This is a genomic window from Chlamydia crocodili (assembly GCF_018343815.1).
GTDB lineage: Bacteria > Chlamydiota > Chlamydiia > Chlamydiales > Chlamydiaceae > Chlamydia > Chlamydia crocodili.
The window spans coordinates 920,063-938,648 of record NZ_CP060791.1; the positions used below are offsets into that span (position 1 = coordinate 920,063).

An 18,586-nucleotide genomic window follows, 5' to 3' on the forward strand; every position below is an offset into this window, starting at 1 on the left:
ACAGTTAATGTGCGAAAGATTCTTCTTCAGAAAGAAGATCTTCATTTCGCTTTTCTGATAACTCACGCACACGTTCTTCTGCTTTATGAATACGTGACTCACAAATGCGCATTAACGCATCTGCTTCTTCATAAAGTTTTAAAGAAGAATCTAAAGAGGTTGAAGGTTGATTCATAAGATCTAAGATCTCTTCTAACCTTTCCATAGCCTTTTCAAAGGGAATTTCTTCCATAATTTAGGACTCTTGAGTTTCAAAATTCTGAATATCCGTTACAGTAAGAGTGGCTTCCCCGTCCTGCAGTCGCAATCTTACACAACTATGTTTGTGTAAGCTTTTTGCGGAGATAATAGCGAAATTTTCATTAAAGTCAAAGAGCATAGCATAACCACGTTTTAAAACATTTTTAGGATTTAATGAACTCAGTTGTCTAGAGGCTGTGTGATATTTTTCCCGATTTCTTTCTACAAGGTGGTGTAGGGAAAGTATAAAATTTTCGTGAATGCGAAAATAGTGTTCTCGATGCTCATAAACAGTATTGATAAAAATACTGATCAAACGTTTCTTTAAAAGATTAAGAGCTTGTTTTTCCTTAATAAATTGCTGATATAATTTAATTTTAAAATGTTTTAATAGTGTTTGCTTATGCGCTAAAGATTGATGAAAATATCTTAAGCGTTGATATAAAGCCCTATGAATTTGTTGTTTCCAAGGATCTAATCTTTGAGAAAACTGCTGCGTATTATGAAAAACAAGATTTTTTTTCATATGCACGCACAGATGTTTTAAAGCGAGCAGGCGATTGTGAAAAGCCTGAACGATCATTTTCCAAAGATCATGAAGACGATATGTTAGACGTTGAAGTATGTCACTTTGCAGCCATCGCGTATATTGCGTATAGCGCTGTTTGCATTGTGAAAGTTTTGTTTGTATAGACCGCTCTACGGATAAACAAAGATAATCTAAAGATTGCTGGGCTGAACGGAAAAAATCTACGTGATCTAAATAACGCTTCCATTGCTGAATTTGTTTTATTTTTCCTGAAAAAAGTTGTTGGGAATGCGCATTCAGGTAGTGCAAATAGCTTTTAAATATTTGGATTTGCTGTTGGCTACTTTGACAAACAATTTCTGCAGCAGCAGAAGGTGTGGGAGCACGGACATCTGCAGCAAAATCACATAATGTATAGTCAGTCTCATGACCGACAGCAGAAATGATGGGAATCGAGCTAGCATCTATCGCTTTTACGATGATTTCTTCATTGAAAGCCCAGAGGTCTTCTATGCTGCCACCACCGCGTGCTAAAATAAGAACATCAGCTAATTGTTCTTGATTCATCACTTCAATAGCTTGAGAAATCTCTTTTGCTGCGGTTGTTCCTTGGACTGTTACAGGATAAATAAGAAGTTTGTATTGATAACAGCGACGAGAAAGAATACGTAAAATATCTTGAATTACTGCCCCCGTAGGGCTGGTAATCACCCCAATACATTTAGGAATGTTAGGAAGGGCCTGTTTTTTCTCTATAGCAAAATAACCTTCAGCAGAGAGACGCTTCTTAGTCTCTTCAAATTTTTGTAAAAGATCTCCCTCTCCAGCATACACTAAAGCATGGGCTACAATTTGGTATTGACCTCGTGGAGCATATACAGTGAGTTTTCCATGAATGATTACAGAATCACCATCTTTAGGACGACGATCGAAATATTTACTTTTAAAATGGAAAAAAGCCCCATTTAAAAAAGATTTACTATCTTTAATTCCGAAATATAAATGTCCGCTAGGCTGTAGTGAGACATTACTTAACTCTCCTTTGACGACAATATGGCAAAAATTTGACTCAAGGAGATTCTTTATAGATTCTGTAAGAGTTGTTACTGCTTGAGGAGAAGATGAGGTTGTCATGCTCTGGAATGCCGAGAGGTTTCAAGTTCTATTTATTTTAAAAATAAAGTACCTTCTTAGTAGAAAACTAGCAAGAGCGGTGAATCCGTGTCTATAGTGAGATATGAGTATTAAGTAACAAATTGAGGACATAGATGGGACGTAAGAGTTATGTTTTTGGTAACTGGAAGATGTATAAGACAGTTAAAGAAGCTAAAGAGTACATAGCTGTCTTAGGTCCACTTCTTAAAGAAACATTACCCGCATCTGTAATCGGCATTACTCCAGCATTCACGGCATTAAGTGCTTGTAGTGAGGTAATAAAAAATTCTAACTATCCTATTTGGTTGGGCGCGCAAAATGTGCACCAAGATACTTCTGGAGCCTTTACCGGAGAAGTTTCCTTGCCTATGCTTAAAGAATTTAATGTAGATTACGTACTTTTAGGACATTCAGAATGTCGTCATATCTTTCATGAAGAAGATGCTACAATTGCTCTTAAAGTTGGGGCTGCATCTCGTGAGGGAGTTGTCCCTGTGTTATGTATTGGAGAGACTTTAGAAGCCAAAGAGAAAGGAACAACAAAAGATATTTTATCTAATCAGTTGATACTAGGCCTAGCTCAGCTTCCTGCGACTGCTTCTGTAATTATCGCTTATGAGCCTGTTTGGGCAATAGGTACAGGTAAAGTTGCTTCAACTGCAGATGTACAAGAAGTTCACGCGTTTTGTCGCGAGGTTCTTTCTCGAATCTTCTCTGAGGAAAAAGCAGATGCAATTTCTATTCTTTATGGAGGTTCTGTAAAGGCAGATAATGCTGAGGGATTTGCCCATTGTCCAGATGTAGATGGTTTATTAGTTGGAGGAGCTTCTTTAGATCCTAAAATTTTTGCCAGTGTCATAGAGAATTTTAATCTCTAGATTTTGTGTGTTAAAAAATTTATTGGCTTTTGAAGCCGTAGTTTATGAAAAATTCTCATAAATTATGCTAAGGTTCTGTCTGAGAATAGTGTTTCAAAGCAATAAAATGTTTTTCAATATGGCGATTAATTTAGTTTTATAAGAGAATGTTATCTGAGCCTTTTTAGGGATTTTTAAGTTTTTTTGAGAAGCTTGCATAAAACAGATTTTTATATGTTGAGTAGTGCTTCGTTTTTCGGAAACTTTAGGATAAGAAGACAATAAGTTAAAGGGCTAGGGATTCACCCCGAGTAGGTTTGTTGATTTAGGAGAAGCGTCGTGACTGGCTTGTTTTATTCATTTTTATTTATTTTTCTTCTTTTATGCGTAATTCTTTGTGGACTGATTTTGATTCAAGAAAGCAAGAGCATGGGATTAGGTTCTTCTTTTGGTGTAGATTCTGGAGATTCTGTTTTTGGTGTATCGACTCCAGATATCTTAAAGAAAGTAACCGCTTGGCTTGCCGTAGCTTTTTGTTTTAGCTGCCTACTGTTGTCTTTTGCTACAACACACTTAGGAAAAAAATCTCAAGAGCTCCCTGTAAATGCTCTAGAACAAGTCTCTCCAAATGGAGAGGAAGTCCCTAACGAATAATATCTATATAAAGATGATAAATTTTATGCGGAGCGCACCATTTATTCTTAGGAAATAAATTTTAAACAGTCATAATCTTATGAAAAAAATCTTCTATATATTGTGTCTCTGTGGTCTACTACCTGTTGCTACAATGTTTTCTATAGAAGAAGTTCAGGAAGAGATAGAGCATCCTTCATCATTACCTACGGTCTGTCCCTTCTATTTAATAGAAGAAGCTAATTAATAGCTTAATCTGCGGGTGATAAACAAATGATTAGAGAATTAGAATATTATGGCAGCCATACATTGCGTAGAAAGGCTGATATAATTCCTGAAATTACTGCTGAGATTCGTCAGTTAGTTCAGGATATGCATGAAACTATGGTAGCTCATAAAGGTGTAGGTTTAGCTGCTCCTCAAGTAGGAGAAAGTGTAAGTCTTTTTGTTATGTGTGTTGAGGGAGAAACAGAGGATGGAGATTTGATCTTTTGTGATTTTCCTAAGGTGTACATTAATCCTGTTCTTTCCGATCCTTCTGAAGATCTTGTAATTGGTAGGGAGGGGTGTTTATCTATTCCGGGATTGCGTGCAGATGTTTATCGCCCTCAAAGTATTACCGTAACAGCTCTTAATCTTGATGGTCAGGAATTCACAGAAAAGTTAGAGGGATTCCCAGCACGTATTATCATGCATGAAAACGATCATCTCCTTGGTGTTCTGTACATTGATAAGATGGAAGAACCTAAAGATCCTAAGAAATTTAAGGCAGCATTAGAAAAAATACGACGTCGTTATAATGCTAATTTAAAAGAAGAAGATCGCGCTTCTTAACTGAGACTAGTATTTATTATTCCAAGGATTTCTCTGAATCTTATGAGGATCCTTATCTTTCTTATTCAAAGATTATTTATTAAAGGGGCGTTTAGGCTTATCTAGTTTTAGATAGAAGAAGAAGCGGTTATCCGCTTCTCGTTTCTCATATACTGAATATAGCTGCCAATGTTCAAAGACTTTTGTTCCTAAAATCATCTGATATTCAAGATAACTTGGTGTGTTCGTCCTATGCCAGCCATATCTTAGTGTTAAATGATAATTCCAACAGGGATGAGGACGAATAAAAACCTTCCCTAAAATGAGATTCCGACGGTCAGATAGAGGGGAATTAAAAAGCTCTTCAGGAGAGCGGCTAACATCTAAGATATAATTTTCCCTATCGCATTTAAGAAGGCTATATTTACTTCTATGAAGGAACTCTAAGGTTAAGCCTACATTATCACTTCCTACCCATTGCCAAAGAAGATTCATGTGATCCCAGCAATGTTTTTTCCATATCCATTCAGCATCTAGAGATAAAGTGTTTTTACGATCTAAAGGTAGAGAGATCGTACATGCTGTTTTTGGAAATGTTGATCTAGCAAATGTATTTTTAAAGATTTGCGTTGTCCAAAGTTTTATCGATGTCCGGGGAGCATTAGGAGAAACCCTATTTAATATAAAAGACTCTAAGCCAATCTTACATAGATGTAGAGAGGAAAAGGCATCATTTATAGAAAAGATATGGTGTTCATGATTTTTTGCTAAAGGATGCGTAGCCGAGGTAAAGGCAATAAAAGGTTCTATGATATGTTTTGTATGGAGGTAATTTTTATATGCAGAGAAACGATAGTCTAAATTTACCTGTGCAGAAGCTTGAGTATGTCTTAAAGAAGTTTTTGGAACATTACTGTAGTAAATTGCAGATGCGGATACGGTTGGTGTTAGCGTTCCTATAAGCAAAGGAATTGTACGGTAGATCTTAGGAGATGCCGAAGCCCGTAATGAAGAAAAGTTAGATCCTGGAATATTATTGCTAAAGGCAAAGTTTAAATACCCACATTCGAACAGGTTCTCAATAAAGATTCCCGTATTTTTAATATTTACAGGATGCTGTTTCAAGGATAAGTAGGGAAGTTCTTGGTTTACATTCTGAAAAGGATTAACCTTCACAGAAGAAGATAGGCTTCCATCAAATAATGTATCTCGCCACGTAAGGCTAACTTGCGTAGGCCCCGTGTTTTTTAACGAGAAGTTGTTTGGGAAAATATCTGCTACGGTTTCCCAGCTATCACTAACATGATATTCTCCTAATAATTTTGCTTGTTTTCGTGATAAAGAAAAATTCCCATGAAAGCGATAGCGATCTCGAGGTTCTGCCATATCGATGGCTAGACGATGGGCGTAGTAACTTTTCATATTAAAGACATTTTCAGCATTATCTTTTTGGGAAAAATGCATATTATAACCGACGCCAATGCCGTGCTTAAAAAAGCTATCTAAGAAAAATGTAGATTGGAAATTCTTTTTAGAAATCGGTGAATAGCTAACCCCTAAATACGACCCTAAGAAACCTCCTGTACCTCCACGGAAATTGATAGGAGGTTTAGGGATTTCCATAGGCATAATGGAAAATTGTGGAAGAAAGAGTATAGGAATATTACAAATACTAAATGTTGTTTTTCCTATGGATAGCACATTGTCAGAAGAGTATTCTAGATAATCTCCAGAAAGGCAAATATGTTTGCTAGGGCCCTCGGATGTAGATATGTATCCCTTATGGATAATCAGAGTTTCGGGGGTCAATGTCATCATGGACCCACCTAGAAACCATGGATACATAGCAAATCTACCATTTGTCAAAAGACATGAATCGGTGTCTTCGTAGTATTCTAAGTAATCACAAACTAATGTCTTTCCTCGATAATTAACCATCACATTGCCGTGGGCAATTAATTTCATCCCACGGTCAGGGACGTTATCTACATAGGCACGATTTGCCTGTATACGAAGATTATTATGAATATTAAGCACACCATCTTCGATATCTAAAGTTCCAGATAATCCTTTAAAATGACTAAGATAAGAGACTTTTTTCTTTGCGGCTTCTTTATGCGTTAATGCGTCCGCTGAAGATGAAAATGCTAGGAGAGAGGATACAAGGAGATAGGGGAAACAGCGCTTCATACATCTCCCATTATTCTACGATTTTCATCAACAACCCAGCTAGAATATGACTATTTTTTGCTTTTGTTTGTGTCATAAGCTGGATGAGTAAGCGGATATCTTCATGAGTTTTCGAGGCTACCAGAGTCTCAAGGATATCTAGCATAAGCTTAGCTCGTGTTTCTGGAGTGATTTGATAGCGAAGATAGGGAGAGTCAGGATGTGGTTGTTTATCTTCCGTATCAATAAACAATAAAGTTTCTTGGATGAGATCCTGAGCATAGCGATGTAAGGATAATTTTTTTTCAGGATCTTTAGTAAGATTATACAAAGCTAAATCAGCATAAGCACGAATTACAGGTTCTCCAGGGAGCTGGGAAGCCCGTGAAAGAATTTCTAAAGCTTGTTGATGTGAAGAATGTGCTAAAAAAGTTATTGCCTTAGAAGCGAGGGTGGTTTTTTGACTTAACAATATCTTTTCTATATAGGGAAGATACGCTTCTTTAGGAAGCTGCAATAGAGACATAAGAATTTGTTCTTCAGAACTTTGAATTGCCGATAAAGCCTTAGCACGTTCCGTAGGATTATGAGGAAGGATAATTCCTCGACATTTCCACGCTTGTGTAGCACGTCCTTTAGAAAATGCTGGGATGAGAGCTTGGCTATAGTGCGGCTGTATCAACCATTCTGTAATATAGTTAAGAAGATGAGGGTGATCACATCCTAAATGTATTAATGCTAAACCAGCATTTAACTTTGATTCGCTGTTTTTGGTATTTAAAAATACTGGAAGCAACAGAGGAACTCCCACTTCTTTTGATAATAATCGTGCTGTGTAGAGAGCATTTGAACGTTCTTCTCGTACCTGTTTTTCAAAAATAGGAAGAGCTTCTTCTTCTTTGCCAATAGCAATTAATGCTTGAGCAGCAGCCAAGGATAAATCAGGATCATTTCTTTCTGAGAGTTTTTTTATAGCATTGTAGCTTTGACCGTCTTTTAACATGCCTAAAGCATAAACAGCAGCTTCACGATCTAAAGGAGAAGCACTTGTTAATAAATGCCGTAATGTAGGTAAAAACCGTTTTTGTTGATACTCTCCAATGAGTAGGGCTGCGTAATTTCTTGTTGTAGTTTTTGTTGATGAGAGCAGCTGACGTACATAGGTGTCCGATTCTTCAGTTTCTAATCTTAAGAAGATAGCAGCAGAAAGACATTGGATTTCTTCAGGGAGCTTATAGATGAAAGAATGGAGGTAATCGATAACTTTAATATTTTTTGAACCTGCCAAGCGATAGGCTGCTTCTAAACGAATCACAGGATAGGCAGAGGCTAGAGCTTTGAATAAAAGCTCATCGGATGTTTTCCCTAGGTGCGAAGATAGAGCAGATAATACTAATAATTGCTGCAGGGGATCCTCTGTTTCCATAGCTTGTGAGAGGATCTCTAATGCTTCTGAAGAACCTACAATACCTGCACCTATAATTGTACTTTTTCTTATATAGGGATCTTCTGAGTGTAATCCTTGTCTCAAGCAGTTCTCAGAAATTTTTCTTAATAAAGAAAAGTCGTGTTCCCCATGAGTATCTAAAGCTTCTAAATAGGCAATAAGAGCTTGTTCTACAGATTTTTGGCTAGTGTAAAGGATCTTATGGCTTAAAGGATCAGGAAAGTTACCAAAGACTAAACTGGGTAAACTAAATAGTAATCCTAGGGGTGCGATTAGACGAGATAATCCCATAAATTAACGTTGAACTCCAACAAGAGATGTTGCAATGTTTTAATAGGAAGACCCTGGACGTTATATGAGCAGCCCTGGATATTATGAATAATTAATCCCCCGCCTTCTTGAATGCTATAGCCTCCACATTTATCCAAAGTAGAAAATGCCTCGACATACCTTCCTAAGTATTCTTCAGGGAGCTCAGTAAATGTTACTTGCGTTGTCTCTTCTCCAGTTACTAGTTTCTGATCCTTGAAAAGAGCAACACTGGTGATTACGGAATGTGTTTGACCGCTTAATGTTTTTAACATCTCAATAGCTTCATCGTAAGAGTTCGGCTTATTGAAAATAGCTCCTTTATACACGACAACAGTATCGGCAGTGAGAATCAAACCTTCAGGATTATGGTCTTTGACTATAGATTCAGCTTTCCCTACAGCTAATTCCCGTGAATATGCAATAGGATCACCTTGATAGGGAATAGTATGTTCTTCGAATTTTGATGAGATGCAAGTAAAGGGAATACGAAAATATTGTAGAATTGATTTTCTTCGTGGAGAAGAAGAGCCTAAGATCAATTGTGGTTCCATATGCCCTCAATAAAATATGTTCTAGACTGTTACACAGCTTAGGCTAGCTTGCTGCTGCTTGTGTAGTCTGCCATGGTTCCATCAAAGAAAGTGATCTTACCTTTATCAAAGATAAGAAGTTTTGTTGCGCACTCTTCGATTAAAGTTCTATCATGAGAAACAAATATGGATGTCCCTTTATAATCATTAATGGCCCAGGCTAATGCAGAAACAGATTCTAAGTCCAAGTGATTATTTGCTTCATCAAGAATAAGTACGTTGTGATTTTCCAACATCATCCCTGCCATAAGCAAACGTGCGGTTTCTCCTCCAGACAACGCCTTAATTTGTTTAAAGGCATCATCCCCGCCAAACAACATCTTTCCTAAAACACTACGGATTTCTTGATCATTGATACCTGTTTTACGGTTGCGTAACCATTCAAACAACGTTTCATCTCCGCAGTCTTTTAAGACATCAGAGTGATTTTGGGGAAAATAAGAATAGGCAACCTGATGACCAATTTTTATAGATCCTTGATTGGGAACCTCTACGCCGGCTAAAAGCTTCATTAATGTAGTTTTCCCAAGACCATTGTTGCCAATAATGCCTAGCTTATCTCCTTGATAGATCTCTAAAGAGAAAGGATGAAATACGGGATCTTCATCATTATAACTTTTAGAGATCCCTTCTATAGAAAAGACCACCTTGCCAGAAGCTTTTTCTGATAGAGGGAAGCGTATATAAGGACGCTGAATATTAGATTTTTTTAATTCTTGAGGTTGGAGTTTTTTAATTTCCCTTAAACGAGATTGTACCTGACTTGCTCGAGAACCTGCTCCAAATTTAGCAACAAACTCTTTAAGCTGAGAAATTTTTTTCTCTTTAGATTTAATGTCGGCTTTTTCTTGATCTCTAGAAGCTGTTTTCATTTCTACCATGGCATCATAGTTGCCAGGATAGATGATAACAGTGTCATAATCAATATCGGCAATGTGAGTAGTAATAGTATTCAAGAAGTGTCTGTCGTGGCTAACAACAATTACAGTGCCATCATAATCTTTTAAAAAATTTCCTAGCCAATTGATCGAGTAAATATCTAAATGGTTCGTAGGTTCGTCAAGAAGTAGGGCTTCTGGATGGCCGAACAAAGACTGACATAAAAGCACACGAAACTGCAAATCTATAGGAATCGTGGACATTTTATTATTGAATAATTCTTCAGGAATACCAATGCCTGTGAGAAGCTCTTCAGCTTCAGATTCTGCTCGGTAACCATTTTCTTCGCCGATGATTTCTTCCATCTCGCCGAGTTTGATACCAATAGCATCAGTGAACTCTTCTAAGTATAAAGCATCTCTTTTTTGCAGAGCATCCCATAAACGGGCATTGCCCATAATCACACAATCTAAGACAGAAATGTCTCCAAAGCTGTCAATATTTTGACGTAAGATGCCGATTTTTTTAGGCAAAGAAATGGATCCACGAGTAGGCTCTACGAAGCCTGTGATTATTTTTAATAATGTAGATTTCCCCGCACCGTTAGGTCCTGTTAATCCATAGCGATTTCCAGGATTAAAGACGACAGAAACGTCGTCGAATAGTACGCGTGTGCCTAAAGTTTTGCCGATTTTATCAAGTACGATGCTCATAGCGTCTAGCATAACAAAGAGGACCTTAGAGCACAAGAGGTTTGCCTAAGGTTTAACTATGGGGATGAGACTCATCATGAGTTTGCTTTTTAAGCTTCATAGATACATGAGTATAGATAGTTGTAGTTTCTAAGGAACTGTGCCCAAGAAGTGCTTGAATTGTTTTTAAGTCCATACCGTTCTCTAGCCAATGTGTGGCAATCGTATGACGGATTGTATGAGGCGTGATATTCCCTGACAGGCCTGATTGACGAAGATATTTTTGAAATTTTCTATCAATGGAACGAGTAGTTAATCTTTTCCCAAAACGATTTAAAAAAATTGCTTGAGAGTCTTGCTCTATAGTAGTTCTTTCGGGATGATTTAAGTATTGTTGTAACCATTGGGCTGCATGAGGAGTAATAGGGACAAGACGTTCTTTTTTCCCTTTTCCTTGTATGCGGATAAGATTAGAATTAAAGTCGATATCCCAATGATTGATAGCGACGATTTCGCTAATACGTAATCCCGAGCTATAAAATAGTTCTAATAAGCAACGATCACGAAATCCTGTATATTTCGATAGATCAGGGGTTGCCATAAGAATTTCTACTTGTTCATAAGTAATGGGTGAGGGTAATTCTTTAGGGAGTCTAGGTCCATGAATTGTTTCTGTCGGATCCTCAAGGATGATGCGGTGTTTTATACAATACTGTGAGAAACTTTTAATGGCTGATAGGCGACGCTTTATCGTGCGTTTTGCTTTATTTTTCTGCATCAATTCTAAAATATAGAGGCGTACTAGATCTTTCGTAAATAAGGAGAATGAAATCTCAGCTTCTTCTCTTTCTTGTGCGAGTAAGCAAATAGGTGCAGATGGAGAGAGTTTATTCCGTTTTTCTAGGAAACTTTTGAAGCTATTTAAATCTATACAATAGTTTCTTAAAGTATGAGGAGATGCCGTTTTTATGTTTTTTAGATAATCAAGAAAAGCATAAAAAGCTGAGACCATAGTTTCCCTAAGTACTTTTCTAAAGTATCTCTTTACTGAGATTTATTTAGAAGAGGGGTTTTTAGGAAAGGGATAACTGCGGAATTCTTCAGCGGCAGCAACGTTGGGGAAAATTTTCCCAGCTTCCAGTTCAAATTCTTTAGAATTTAAATAACGTGCAGAAAAGTGTGTGAGTACAAGTTGTTGCGCTCCAGCAGCCAAAGCTTGGGTAGCAGCTTGTTTTGCTGTCATATGGTAATGACTTTCTGCTAAATGACGATGTTCTTCAAGATATGTGCTTTCACATAACATAATTCTTGCATCTTTAGCTAAATCTATAACAGATTGACAGGGAAGAGTATCGGCAATAACAGCAATGCTATCGCCTTTTCTTATATAGCTTATATCTTTAAGATATATAGTGTTTCCATTTACTGTTACTTGGTTATTGCGAATGAGATCTTGCATGATGGGCCCACGTAATCCTGAAGCTTTGATTTTTTCTGGAATGAATTTTATCGTGTCAGGTTCAGTGATTCTCCATCCCAAAGTATCTACAAGGTGATCGAGTTTACGCGCTTCAATACGAAAATTTCCGAAGTCTTCAATAATTCCTTCTTTATCTATAGGATGTTCCACAACATTTATGGTCTCGTGATAGATAGTGCCGTAACGTAATCGATCGAAGTACTTTTTCCCTGAAGCTGGGTAGTAGCAGTGTATAGGATGGGTAACTTTATCTAAGTTCAGTCTCATAAGCATGGAACCCAAACCTAAACAGTGATCCCCATGGAAATGGCTGATAAAGATTCTAGAGACTACAGTAGGAGCAATGTTAGCAAAAATGAATTGTCTTTGTGTTCCCTCGCCTGGATCAAAAAGCAAACCTTCATTATTCCAACGAAATAAATAGGCTCCTTGATTGCGCATTCGCGTAGGTTGTTGACTAGAGCAACCTAAAATAATTAATTCTCTACAGCTCATAAATTTAGGAGAAAGTTTCCGGAGAAAAAAATAGAATAAACTAATCTAGTAAAAATACTCTACTAGAACTTACCTCTGTATATTATGAATTTTATTTTCAATTTAATCTACGCAATTGAAGTAATCGTTATACTTCGAGGGTAAGCAAGGTTTCGTTATAGCATTAGGTTGTGTTCTGGATCCGGAAGAATCAGAATCTGAATTAGAATCAGAAGAGGACAGATTAGAAGATGCTCTAGGAGAGGAGCTTTTGGGCCGAATTAGATTTAAGACTGCTGAGCTTTTTCTCCGTGGTTGTAGTGTTTCATCAGAAGATGTATCTTGAACTCGCGTCTGTTGAGGACGAGCTCTTACAGTTTTTCGTCGTCTTCTGCGGACTTTTTCTTCCTGTTCTTGGGCATATTTTTTCTCATCATCTTTGATGATTTCATGAAGTAGACGGTTATGTCGTGTATCTAGTTTGGACAGATCTAAATCTCTAGGGCGTACAGAAGCGGGAGGTTTTGATAAACAGCTCATCACTATGGGAAATAGTACCATACCTACAAGAAGTGAGGCTAAGGCAGTAATACCAATGTAAATCCCTTCAGGAAGAAATGGAGTAACTAGAAAACCTCCTATCATCACTGCTGTTAGTAAAGCTAAGACGAGCATGCAAATTAAAGCAATAAGGTTGCCACCTTTGCTACCTTCTACTTTCTTTGCCGTATCTGTTGTTATAGTGTGGTTGGTATGATTTTTTTGGACAGCAACATCGGGAATTAATCCAGGGACGGTCATGAAAGTCTACTGTATGGGTTTATTTTAAGAATGTGCAGTTTAGAAATTTTGGGAACGTTTGTAAATATACAGTTTTTTTTCTAGGAAGAGTTTAGAGCCGTCAATTTATGAAGAAAACGGCTCTAAATTATGTCATAAGAGTTAATTAATGTGTGGAAAAGCAACTTTGAAAACATCATCATAATGTGCAACAAAATGAATTTTCAGACCTTTTTTTAAATAGGCAGGAAGTTCTTCGTAATCACGACGGTTATCTTCAGGGAAGATTAAGACATTTAACCGTGATCGACGCGCGGCTATGAGTTTCTCACGAATTCCTCCCACTCCTAACACACGGCCTGTCAGTGTGATTTCACCTGTCATACCTAAGTTTTCTAAAATAGGTGTGTCCAAAAGTAAAGATAACAAAGAAGTCACCATCGTTACACCTGCTGAAGGACCATCTTTAGGTGTGGCTCCTTCAGGAATATGAATATGCACCTGAGATTTAGAGAAAAAGCTATAACCAGGAGCATAACGTTCTAATGCACTATGTAGGTACGTCCAAGCAATCTGAGAGGATTCCTTCATAACGTCTCCAGCTTGTCCTGTAAGATGCATATCAGTTTTCATTGAAGGGACTTGAACACTTTCAATATATAAAGTAGCTCCTCCTAGAGATGTCCAAGCTAATCCAGTGGCGACCCCGATAGGTGTATTATCGTAAAAGCGATCGCTAGAGAAAATGGGTTTGCCTAAATAATCCTGCAGGTTACTTACATTAATTTTATATTGTGTATGTTTTGGATGAGTTTTTTCCTGATTTTTAACTATTTTAAGCGCGACTTTTCTTAGAACTTTTTTAATATTTCCATTTAATGTGCGCACACCAGCTTCTCTAGCATAGTTATTAATCATGTGCTTTAAAGCTTCGGGTTGGAATACAATTTCACGAGCTGTTAGTCCCATTTCCTTGCGTGCTCGCGGAACAAGATATTTTGTTGCTATCTGAAGCTTTTCTTCAAGAATATAACCCGAAAGACGAAGGATTTCCATACGATCCAGAAGAGGATCAGGAATAGTATCCAATACGTTTGCTGTTAGAATAAATAGAACATTAGATAGATCTACTCGTACATCTAAGTAATGATCTAAGAAGTCTTTATTTTGTTCCGGATCTAAAACCTCTAGTAAAGCCGATGCGGGATCACCATGATAGCTTGCACCAATCTTATCAACCTCATCAATCATAATGACGGGATTCATAGCTTGACTTTGTTTTAATGCTTGAACCATTTTTCCAGGCATAGCACCAATATAGGTACGTCGGTGCCCTTTGATTTCAGCTTCATCACGCATTCCGCCTACTGAAAAGCGGAAAAATTTTCGATGTAAAACTTTTGCTATGCTACGGCCGATACTCGTTTTACCTACTCCTGGAGGACCTACTAGGCAAATAATACTTCCTTTAAGACCTTTCGATAATTTTCCCACGCTAATCAATTCTAGAATGCGTTGTTTGATATCTTCTAAACCATAGTGGTCTTTATTAAGAATCACTTCAGCTTTCTTGAGATCGTGATATTCTTTGCTCTGAATTCCCCAAGGAATGATAGTTAGCCAATCTAGGTAGTTGCGGCATACAGTATATTCTGCTGACGATGTTTCCAAGGTTTGAAGTTTTTCCATCTCATCTTGAATAACTTCCATGGCATAATCGGGGACCTGGCGCTTTTTTAACCGGTCCATGAATTTTTCTAGATCAATAGCCCGATCTTCTTTTTCTAGCCCCAGCTCCTTTTTGATCGTTTTCAGCTGTTCTTTTAAAAAGAATTCTTTTTGACTTTTGGTGATCGTTGCTTCAATTTTTTGATTGATGCTACTTTGTAGACGGCTCAGGTCCAGCTCTTTTTTAAGAAGGATCAAAGCTTTATCAATACGATCGTGCATATTCGTTGTTTCAAGAACTTCTTGAAGCTCTTCTCTGGTGGCTGTTGTTAAAGCTACAGAAAAATCAGCGAGCTTCCCTGGTTCTGTAAAATCAGAATGTCCAAGAAAAATTTGGAGCTCTTCTTTGAATAGGGGATTAAGTTTCAGAAGGTCTTTGATTACAGAAACAATGCTAATAGAATATGCTTTTAACTCTTCAGTTAATTCTTTGTTATCTTTGTGATAGGAGACCCGTGCTTTAAGGTATTTATCTTTGAGAGGCTCTACAATGCGGATGCGTTCTTCTATACTGAGTAATATTTGGGCGCTGCCTCCTTCTATAGGCATAATACGCAAGATGCGTGCTGCCACACCTACGCGATAGAGTTGGTTGAAACCAACTTTTAAAATATCAGCGTCTTCCTTTTTGGTAAGAACTAAACCTATGTATTTTTGCGAAGATTTTGCTAGAAGCTTTAAAACTTCGTAATAAGGTCCGGATTCTATAAGAATCGGAGCCGCCATACCTGGGAAAAAAGGACGTTTATTCAGTGGGAGGATAAATAATTCTGAAGGTAAGGAACGATCATCTGATTTTTCTTCGACTTCTTCAGATTCATCTAAGAGTTTTTCTACTTCTTCAGGATTAGGATCCAAGATCTGAGAGTCGTTATTTATTGTAGAGTCCACAATTGTCCTTATACTAAAATCATCGGATACATTTATCTAAGTCGCTCTGATAACTTATTGATAGCAGCACTTTCAACAATAAAGATCCTCTTTTCGATATATTACAAAATAATCGAAATTAGTGCACCTACACAACTACCAGAGAAATAGCAGAGCCAAGGAATAAGAATTAAAAAAGATGAGGGTTTAACGCAAATCGTTTTTCTTGATTTTTTAAAAAAACAATTCGTGAATATTTTTGCCTATATGTTTCAGATTAAATAATTTCTCATGTTTTTTTATCAGATCTTGATTTAGAATAACTTTCAGATCATCGGGATCCCTCTTATTACTAGTTACTTGGATTGTCTGAAGTCTCTAAAAGATTTTCTGATAATCAAAGAAATTGTTATCAATTTCCTGGTTTAGAAGAGGTAGTCCGAATTCTCTTTGCAATAAAGAGAATGAACGGTCGTTCAATCAAAATAATAATATTTTTAGATCAAAGAAAAGTCTTAAGAGACTTTTTAAAACATAATAAATCTACTTTGGATTTATTGTGTTTGTATGCTGGTTTTAAATGTTTCTAAATCTTTAGAATCGCTTATTTATTATTTAGTTTTGTTATTTTTTTTGATTAAAAGTTTTTTAATTGCTATAGTTTACCTGTTCAATTCTCATTTGAATTATGCATTTTCATAGATACGTTATTATTGATACTTCTGGGTATCAACCATTTTTAGCTTATGTAGATCACCAGAAAGTATTAAAACACTGGCATCTACCCGTTGGTCCAGATCAAGGATTGGTTCTAGAATTTATTTTTAAAAATAGTTCTTTGTGCTTCCAGGGGATTGGAGTTGCTGCTGGTCCAGGGAATTTTTCTGCAACCCGGGTTGGACTGTCTTTTGCTCAGGGTTTGGCTTTATCTCGAAAGGTACCTATGATAGGTTATAGTTCCTTGGAGGGGTATTTGACCCCCAAAGATAAGGGAAAAGCTTTGATGCTCCCCTTAGGAAAGAAGGGCGGGGTGTTAACTCTTAGCTCAGATCTCTCGGAAGATGGGTTTATCTATGAAAAGAACGGGGTTGGTCCCGGAATTTTATTGCCCTATGGAGAAGCTTCCGAGTATTGTTTAGCAAATGATTACTATCACGTCATCTCTCCCAATCCACAACTTTTCATCGATAGTTTTTCAAATAGAATCCGTGTAGAAGAAGCGGCACCCTCAATTGACCATATTAGGAGAAATGTGGTTTCTCAACTTATGCTTTTAGAGTGCAATCATCAACTAATCCCAGATTACCGTAGCTGTTCCTGTTTTTTTTAACTTAAAAACATTTCAATCAGTAGGCACGATGGATTAAAATCAATCCTATCACTTTTTCAGTGCGTTGCGCGTCAACTAACTCTTGAAGGGTAATAGATCTGATGTTACAATCGAGGCGCCTCTAACATAGCAGAGTGAGACGTATAGCTGTATTGTTTTAGGCTTAACAGTGATTATTATGCGAAATAAGGTAATGCATGCCCAGTGTTAAAGTTAGAGTTGGTGAGCCTGTAGATCGAGCTCTGAGAATTTTGAAAAAGAAAGTTGACAAAGAAGGGATCTTAAAGGCTGCTAAAGCACACAGGTTTTATGATAAACCTTCAGTAAAGAAGCGAGCTAAATCTAAAGCCGCAGCTAAATACCGCAGTCGTTAGAAAAATGTCCTATCTAGTGGTGTTTGATTTATGGATTACTATGATGTTTTAGGTATTTCTAAAACTGCCTCTCCCGAGGAAATAAAAAAATCTTATCGTAAGTTGGCCGTTAAGTATCATCCTGACAAAAATCCAGGAGATGCTGAGGCAGAAAAACGCTTCAAAGAAGTCTCGGAAGCTTATGAAGTTCTGAGTGATCCCCAAAAGCGTGAGTCTTATGATCGCTATGGTAAGGACGGACCTTTTGCCGGCGCCGGTGGTTTCGGTGGTGCGGGCGGTATGGGCAACATGGAAGATGCTCTGCGTACCTTTATGGGGGCTTTCGGTGGAGAGTTTGGAGGCGGCGGAAGCTTTTTTGAAGGTCTATTTGGTGGTCTTGGAGAAGCTTTTGGCATGCGCGGCGATCCTGCGGGAGCCCGTCAGGGAGCTAGTAAGAAAGTTCATATCACCCTAACATTTGAAGAAGCTGCTCGCGGCGTAGAGAAAGAACTCCTTGTCTCTGGATATAAAACTTGTGAAACTTGTTCCGGTAGTGGTGCTGCTAGTGAACAGGGAATCAAATGCTGTGATCGGTGCAAAGGTTCTGGACAAATTGTTCAGAGTCGTGGATTTTTTTCTATGGCATCCACATGCCCTGAGTGCGGTGGAGAGGGGCGAGTAATTACAGATCCTTGTTCCAATTGTCGAGGACAAGGAAGAGTTAAAGATAAACGAAATGTTCATGTGCAAATTCCTGCCGGAGTTGATTCTGGAATGCGTTTAAAGATGGAAGGTTATGGAGATGCTGGACAAAATGGCGCTCCTGCTGGAGATCTCTATGTTTTTATTGATGTAGAAACGCATCCTGTTTTTGAGAGACGCGGAGATGACTTGATTTTAGAATTGCCTATTGGTTTTGTCGACGCGGCTTTAGGAATGAAGAAAGAGATCCCCACTCTCTTGAAGGAAGGTACATGTCGCCTTACCGTTCCTGAAGGAATCCAAAGCGGCACGATTCTTAAGATTAAAAATCAAGGATTTCCGAATGTTCATGGTAGAGGACGTGGGGATTTGCTCGTTCGAGTTTCTGTAGAGACTCCACAAAATCTATCAGAAGAACAAAAGGAATTACTCCGTAAGTTTGCAACTACGGAAAAGGCAGAGAATTTCCCTAAGAAACGTAGTTTCTTGGATAAAATAAAGGGTTTTTTTTCTGACTTCGCCGTATAGATAAGGGATAGCGAGTCTATCCGAG

The 18,586-nt window shown here is 37.7% G+C and carries 17 protein-coding genes; 7 read left to right on the top strand and 10 right to left on the bottom strand.

Annotation, left to right across the window (positions count from 1 at the left end):
* Positions 1-4: 4 nt before the first annotated feature.
* Positions 5-232 carry an exodeoxyribonuclease VII small subunit gene (locus H9Q19_RS04020; protein ID WP_213240537.1) on the bottom strand — a complete coding sequence of 76 codons (228 nt, stop codon included), beginning with the start codon at positions 230-232 and terminating at the stop codon, positions 5-7.
* A 3-nt stretch (positions 233-235) separates the two neighbouring features.
* A complete protein-coding gene (gene xseA / locus H9Q19_RS04025) occupies positions 236-1,903 on the bottom strand; it encodes an exodeoxyribonuclease VII large subunit (protein WP_213240539.1) in 1,668 nt (555 codons plus the stop codon).
* Positions 1,904-2,037: 134 nt separating this feature from the next.
* On the opposite strand from xseA, the gene tpiA reads away from it, so the two are divergent.
* The 4 genes from tpiA to def all read left to right on the top strand — a co-directional run bounded on the left by tpiA (position 2,038) and on the right by def (position 4,248).
* On the top strand, positions 2,038-2,802 hold the full coding sequence (gene tpiA / locus H9Q19_RS04030) for a triose-phosphate isomerase (protein ID WP_213240541.1): 765 nt from the start codon (positions 2,038-2,040) through the stop codon (positions 2,800-2,802).
* A gap of 318 nt (positions 2,803-3,120) precedes the next feature.
* Positions 3,121-3,435: a preprotein translocase subunit SecG gene (gene secG, locus H9Q19_RS04035; protein ID WP_213240543.1), complete on the top strand. Its 315-nt coding sequence runs from the start codon at positions 3,121-3,123 to the stop codon at positions 3,433-3,435.
* A gap of 79 nt (positions 3,436-3,514) precedes the next feature.
* The gene (locus H9Q19_RS04040; RefSeq protein ID WP_213240545.1) at positions 3,515-3,661 is read left to right on the top strand and encodes a hypothetical protein; all 147 of its coding nucleotides are present in this window, start codon (positions 3,515-3,517) and stop codon (positions 3,659-3,661) included.
* Between the two features lie 26 nt (positions 3,662-3,687).
* The gene (def, locus tag H9Q19_RS04045) at positions 3,688-4,248 is read left to right on the top strand and encodes a peptide deformylase (RefSeq protein WP_213240547.1); all 561 of its coding nucleotides are present in this window, start codon (positions 3,688-3,690) and stop codon (positions 4,246-4,248) included.
* Between the two features lie 72 nt (positions 4,249-4,320).
* On the opposite strand, the gene H9Q19_RS04050 is transcribed toward def, so the two are convergent.
* The 8 genes from H9Q19_RS04050 to lon all read right to left on the bottom strand — a co-directional run bounded on the left by H9Q19_RS04050 (position 4,321) and on the right by lon (position 15,669).
* A complete protein-coding gene (locus H9Q19_RS04050; protein ID WP_213240549.1) occupies positions 4,321-6,417 on the bottom strand; it encodes a CT351 family outer membrane beta-barrel protein in 2,097 nt (698 codons plus the stop codon).
* 10 nt (positions 6,418-6,427) lie between these two features.
* Positions 6,428-8,134 carry a HEAT repeat domain-containing protein gene (locus H9Q19_RS04055; protein ID WP_213240551.1) on the bottom strand — a complete coding sequence of 569 codons (1,707 nt, stop codon included), beginning with the start codon at positions 8,132-8,134 and terminating at the stop codon, positions 6,428-6,430.
* A complete protein-coding gene (locus H9Q19_RS04060; protein ID WP_213240553.1) occupies positions 8,116-8,706 on the bottom strand; it encodes a Maf-like protein in 591 nt (196 codons plus the stop codon). The genes H9Q19_RS04055 and H9Q19_RS04060 overlap by 19 nt, the downstream gene beginning before the upstream one ends.
* A gap of 38 nt (positions 8,707-8,744) precedes the next feature.
* On the bottom strand, positions 8,745-10,337 hold the full coding sequence (locus H9Q19_RS04065; protein ID WP_213240555.1) for an ABC-F family ATP-binding cassette domain-containing protein: 1,593 nt from the start codon (positions 10,335-10,337) through the stop codon (positions 8,745-8,747).
* Between the two features lie 52 nt (positions 10,338-10,389).
* Positions 10,390-11,328 (bottom strand): tyrosine recombinase XerC, encoded by a 939-nt coding sequence (locus tag H9Q19_RS04070; protein ID WP_213240557.1) that lies wholly within the window; start codon positions 11,326-11,328, stop codon positions 10,390-10,392.
* Positions 11,329-11,370: 42 nt separating this feature from the next.
* Positions 11,371-12,291 (bottom strand): ribonuclease Z, encoded by a 921-nt coding sequence (locus H9Q19_RS04075; protein ID WP_213240559.1) that lies wholly within the window; start codon positions 12,289-12,291, stop codon positions 11,371-11,373.
* A 102-nt stretch (positions 12,292-12,393) separates the two neighbouring features.
* Positions 12,394-13,071: a DUF456 domain-containing protein gene (locus H9Q19_RS04080; RefSeq protein ID WP_213240561.1), complete on the bottom strand. Its 678-nt coding sequence runs from the start codon at positions 13,069-13,071 to the stop codon at positions 12,394-12,396.
* 141 nt (positions 13,072-13,212) lie between these two features.
* Complete coding sequence (gene lon, locus H9Q19_RS04085; protein WP_213240563.1) at positions 13,213-15,669, bottom strand: endopeptidase La; 2,457 nt, start codon at positions 15,667-15,669, stop codon at positions 13,213-13,215.
* 667 nt (positions 15,670-16,336) lie between these two features.
* Here lon and H9Q19_RS04090 point away from each other — a divergent pair.
* From H9Q19_RS04090 to dnaJ, 3 genes are all read left to right on the top strand, one after another.
* Positions 16,337-16,978 carry a tRNA threonylcarbamoyladenosine biosynthesis protein TsaB gene (locus H9Q19_RS04090; RefSeq protein WP_213240565.1) on the top strand — a complete coding sequence of 214 codons (642 nt, stop codon included), beginning with the start codon at positions 16,337-16,339 and terminating at the stop codon, positions 16,976-16,978.
* Between the two features lie 197 nt (positions 16,979-17,175).
* On the top strand, positions 17,176-17,352 hold the full coding sequence (rpsU, locus tag H9Q19_RS04095) for a 30S ribosomal protein S21 (protein ID WP_006343002.1): 177 nt from the start codon (positions 17,176-17,178) through the stop codon (positions 17,350-17,352).
* Between the two features lie 30 nt (positions 17,353-17,382).
* A complete protein-coding gene (gene dnaJ / locus H9Q19_RS04100; protein ID WP_213240567.1) occupies positions 17,383-18,561 on the top strand; it encodes a molecular chaperone DnaJ in 1,179 nt (392 codons plus the stop codon).
* The last annotated feature ends 25 nt before the right edge of the window (positions 18,562-18,586 follow it).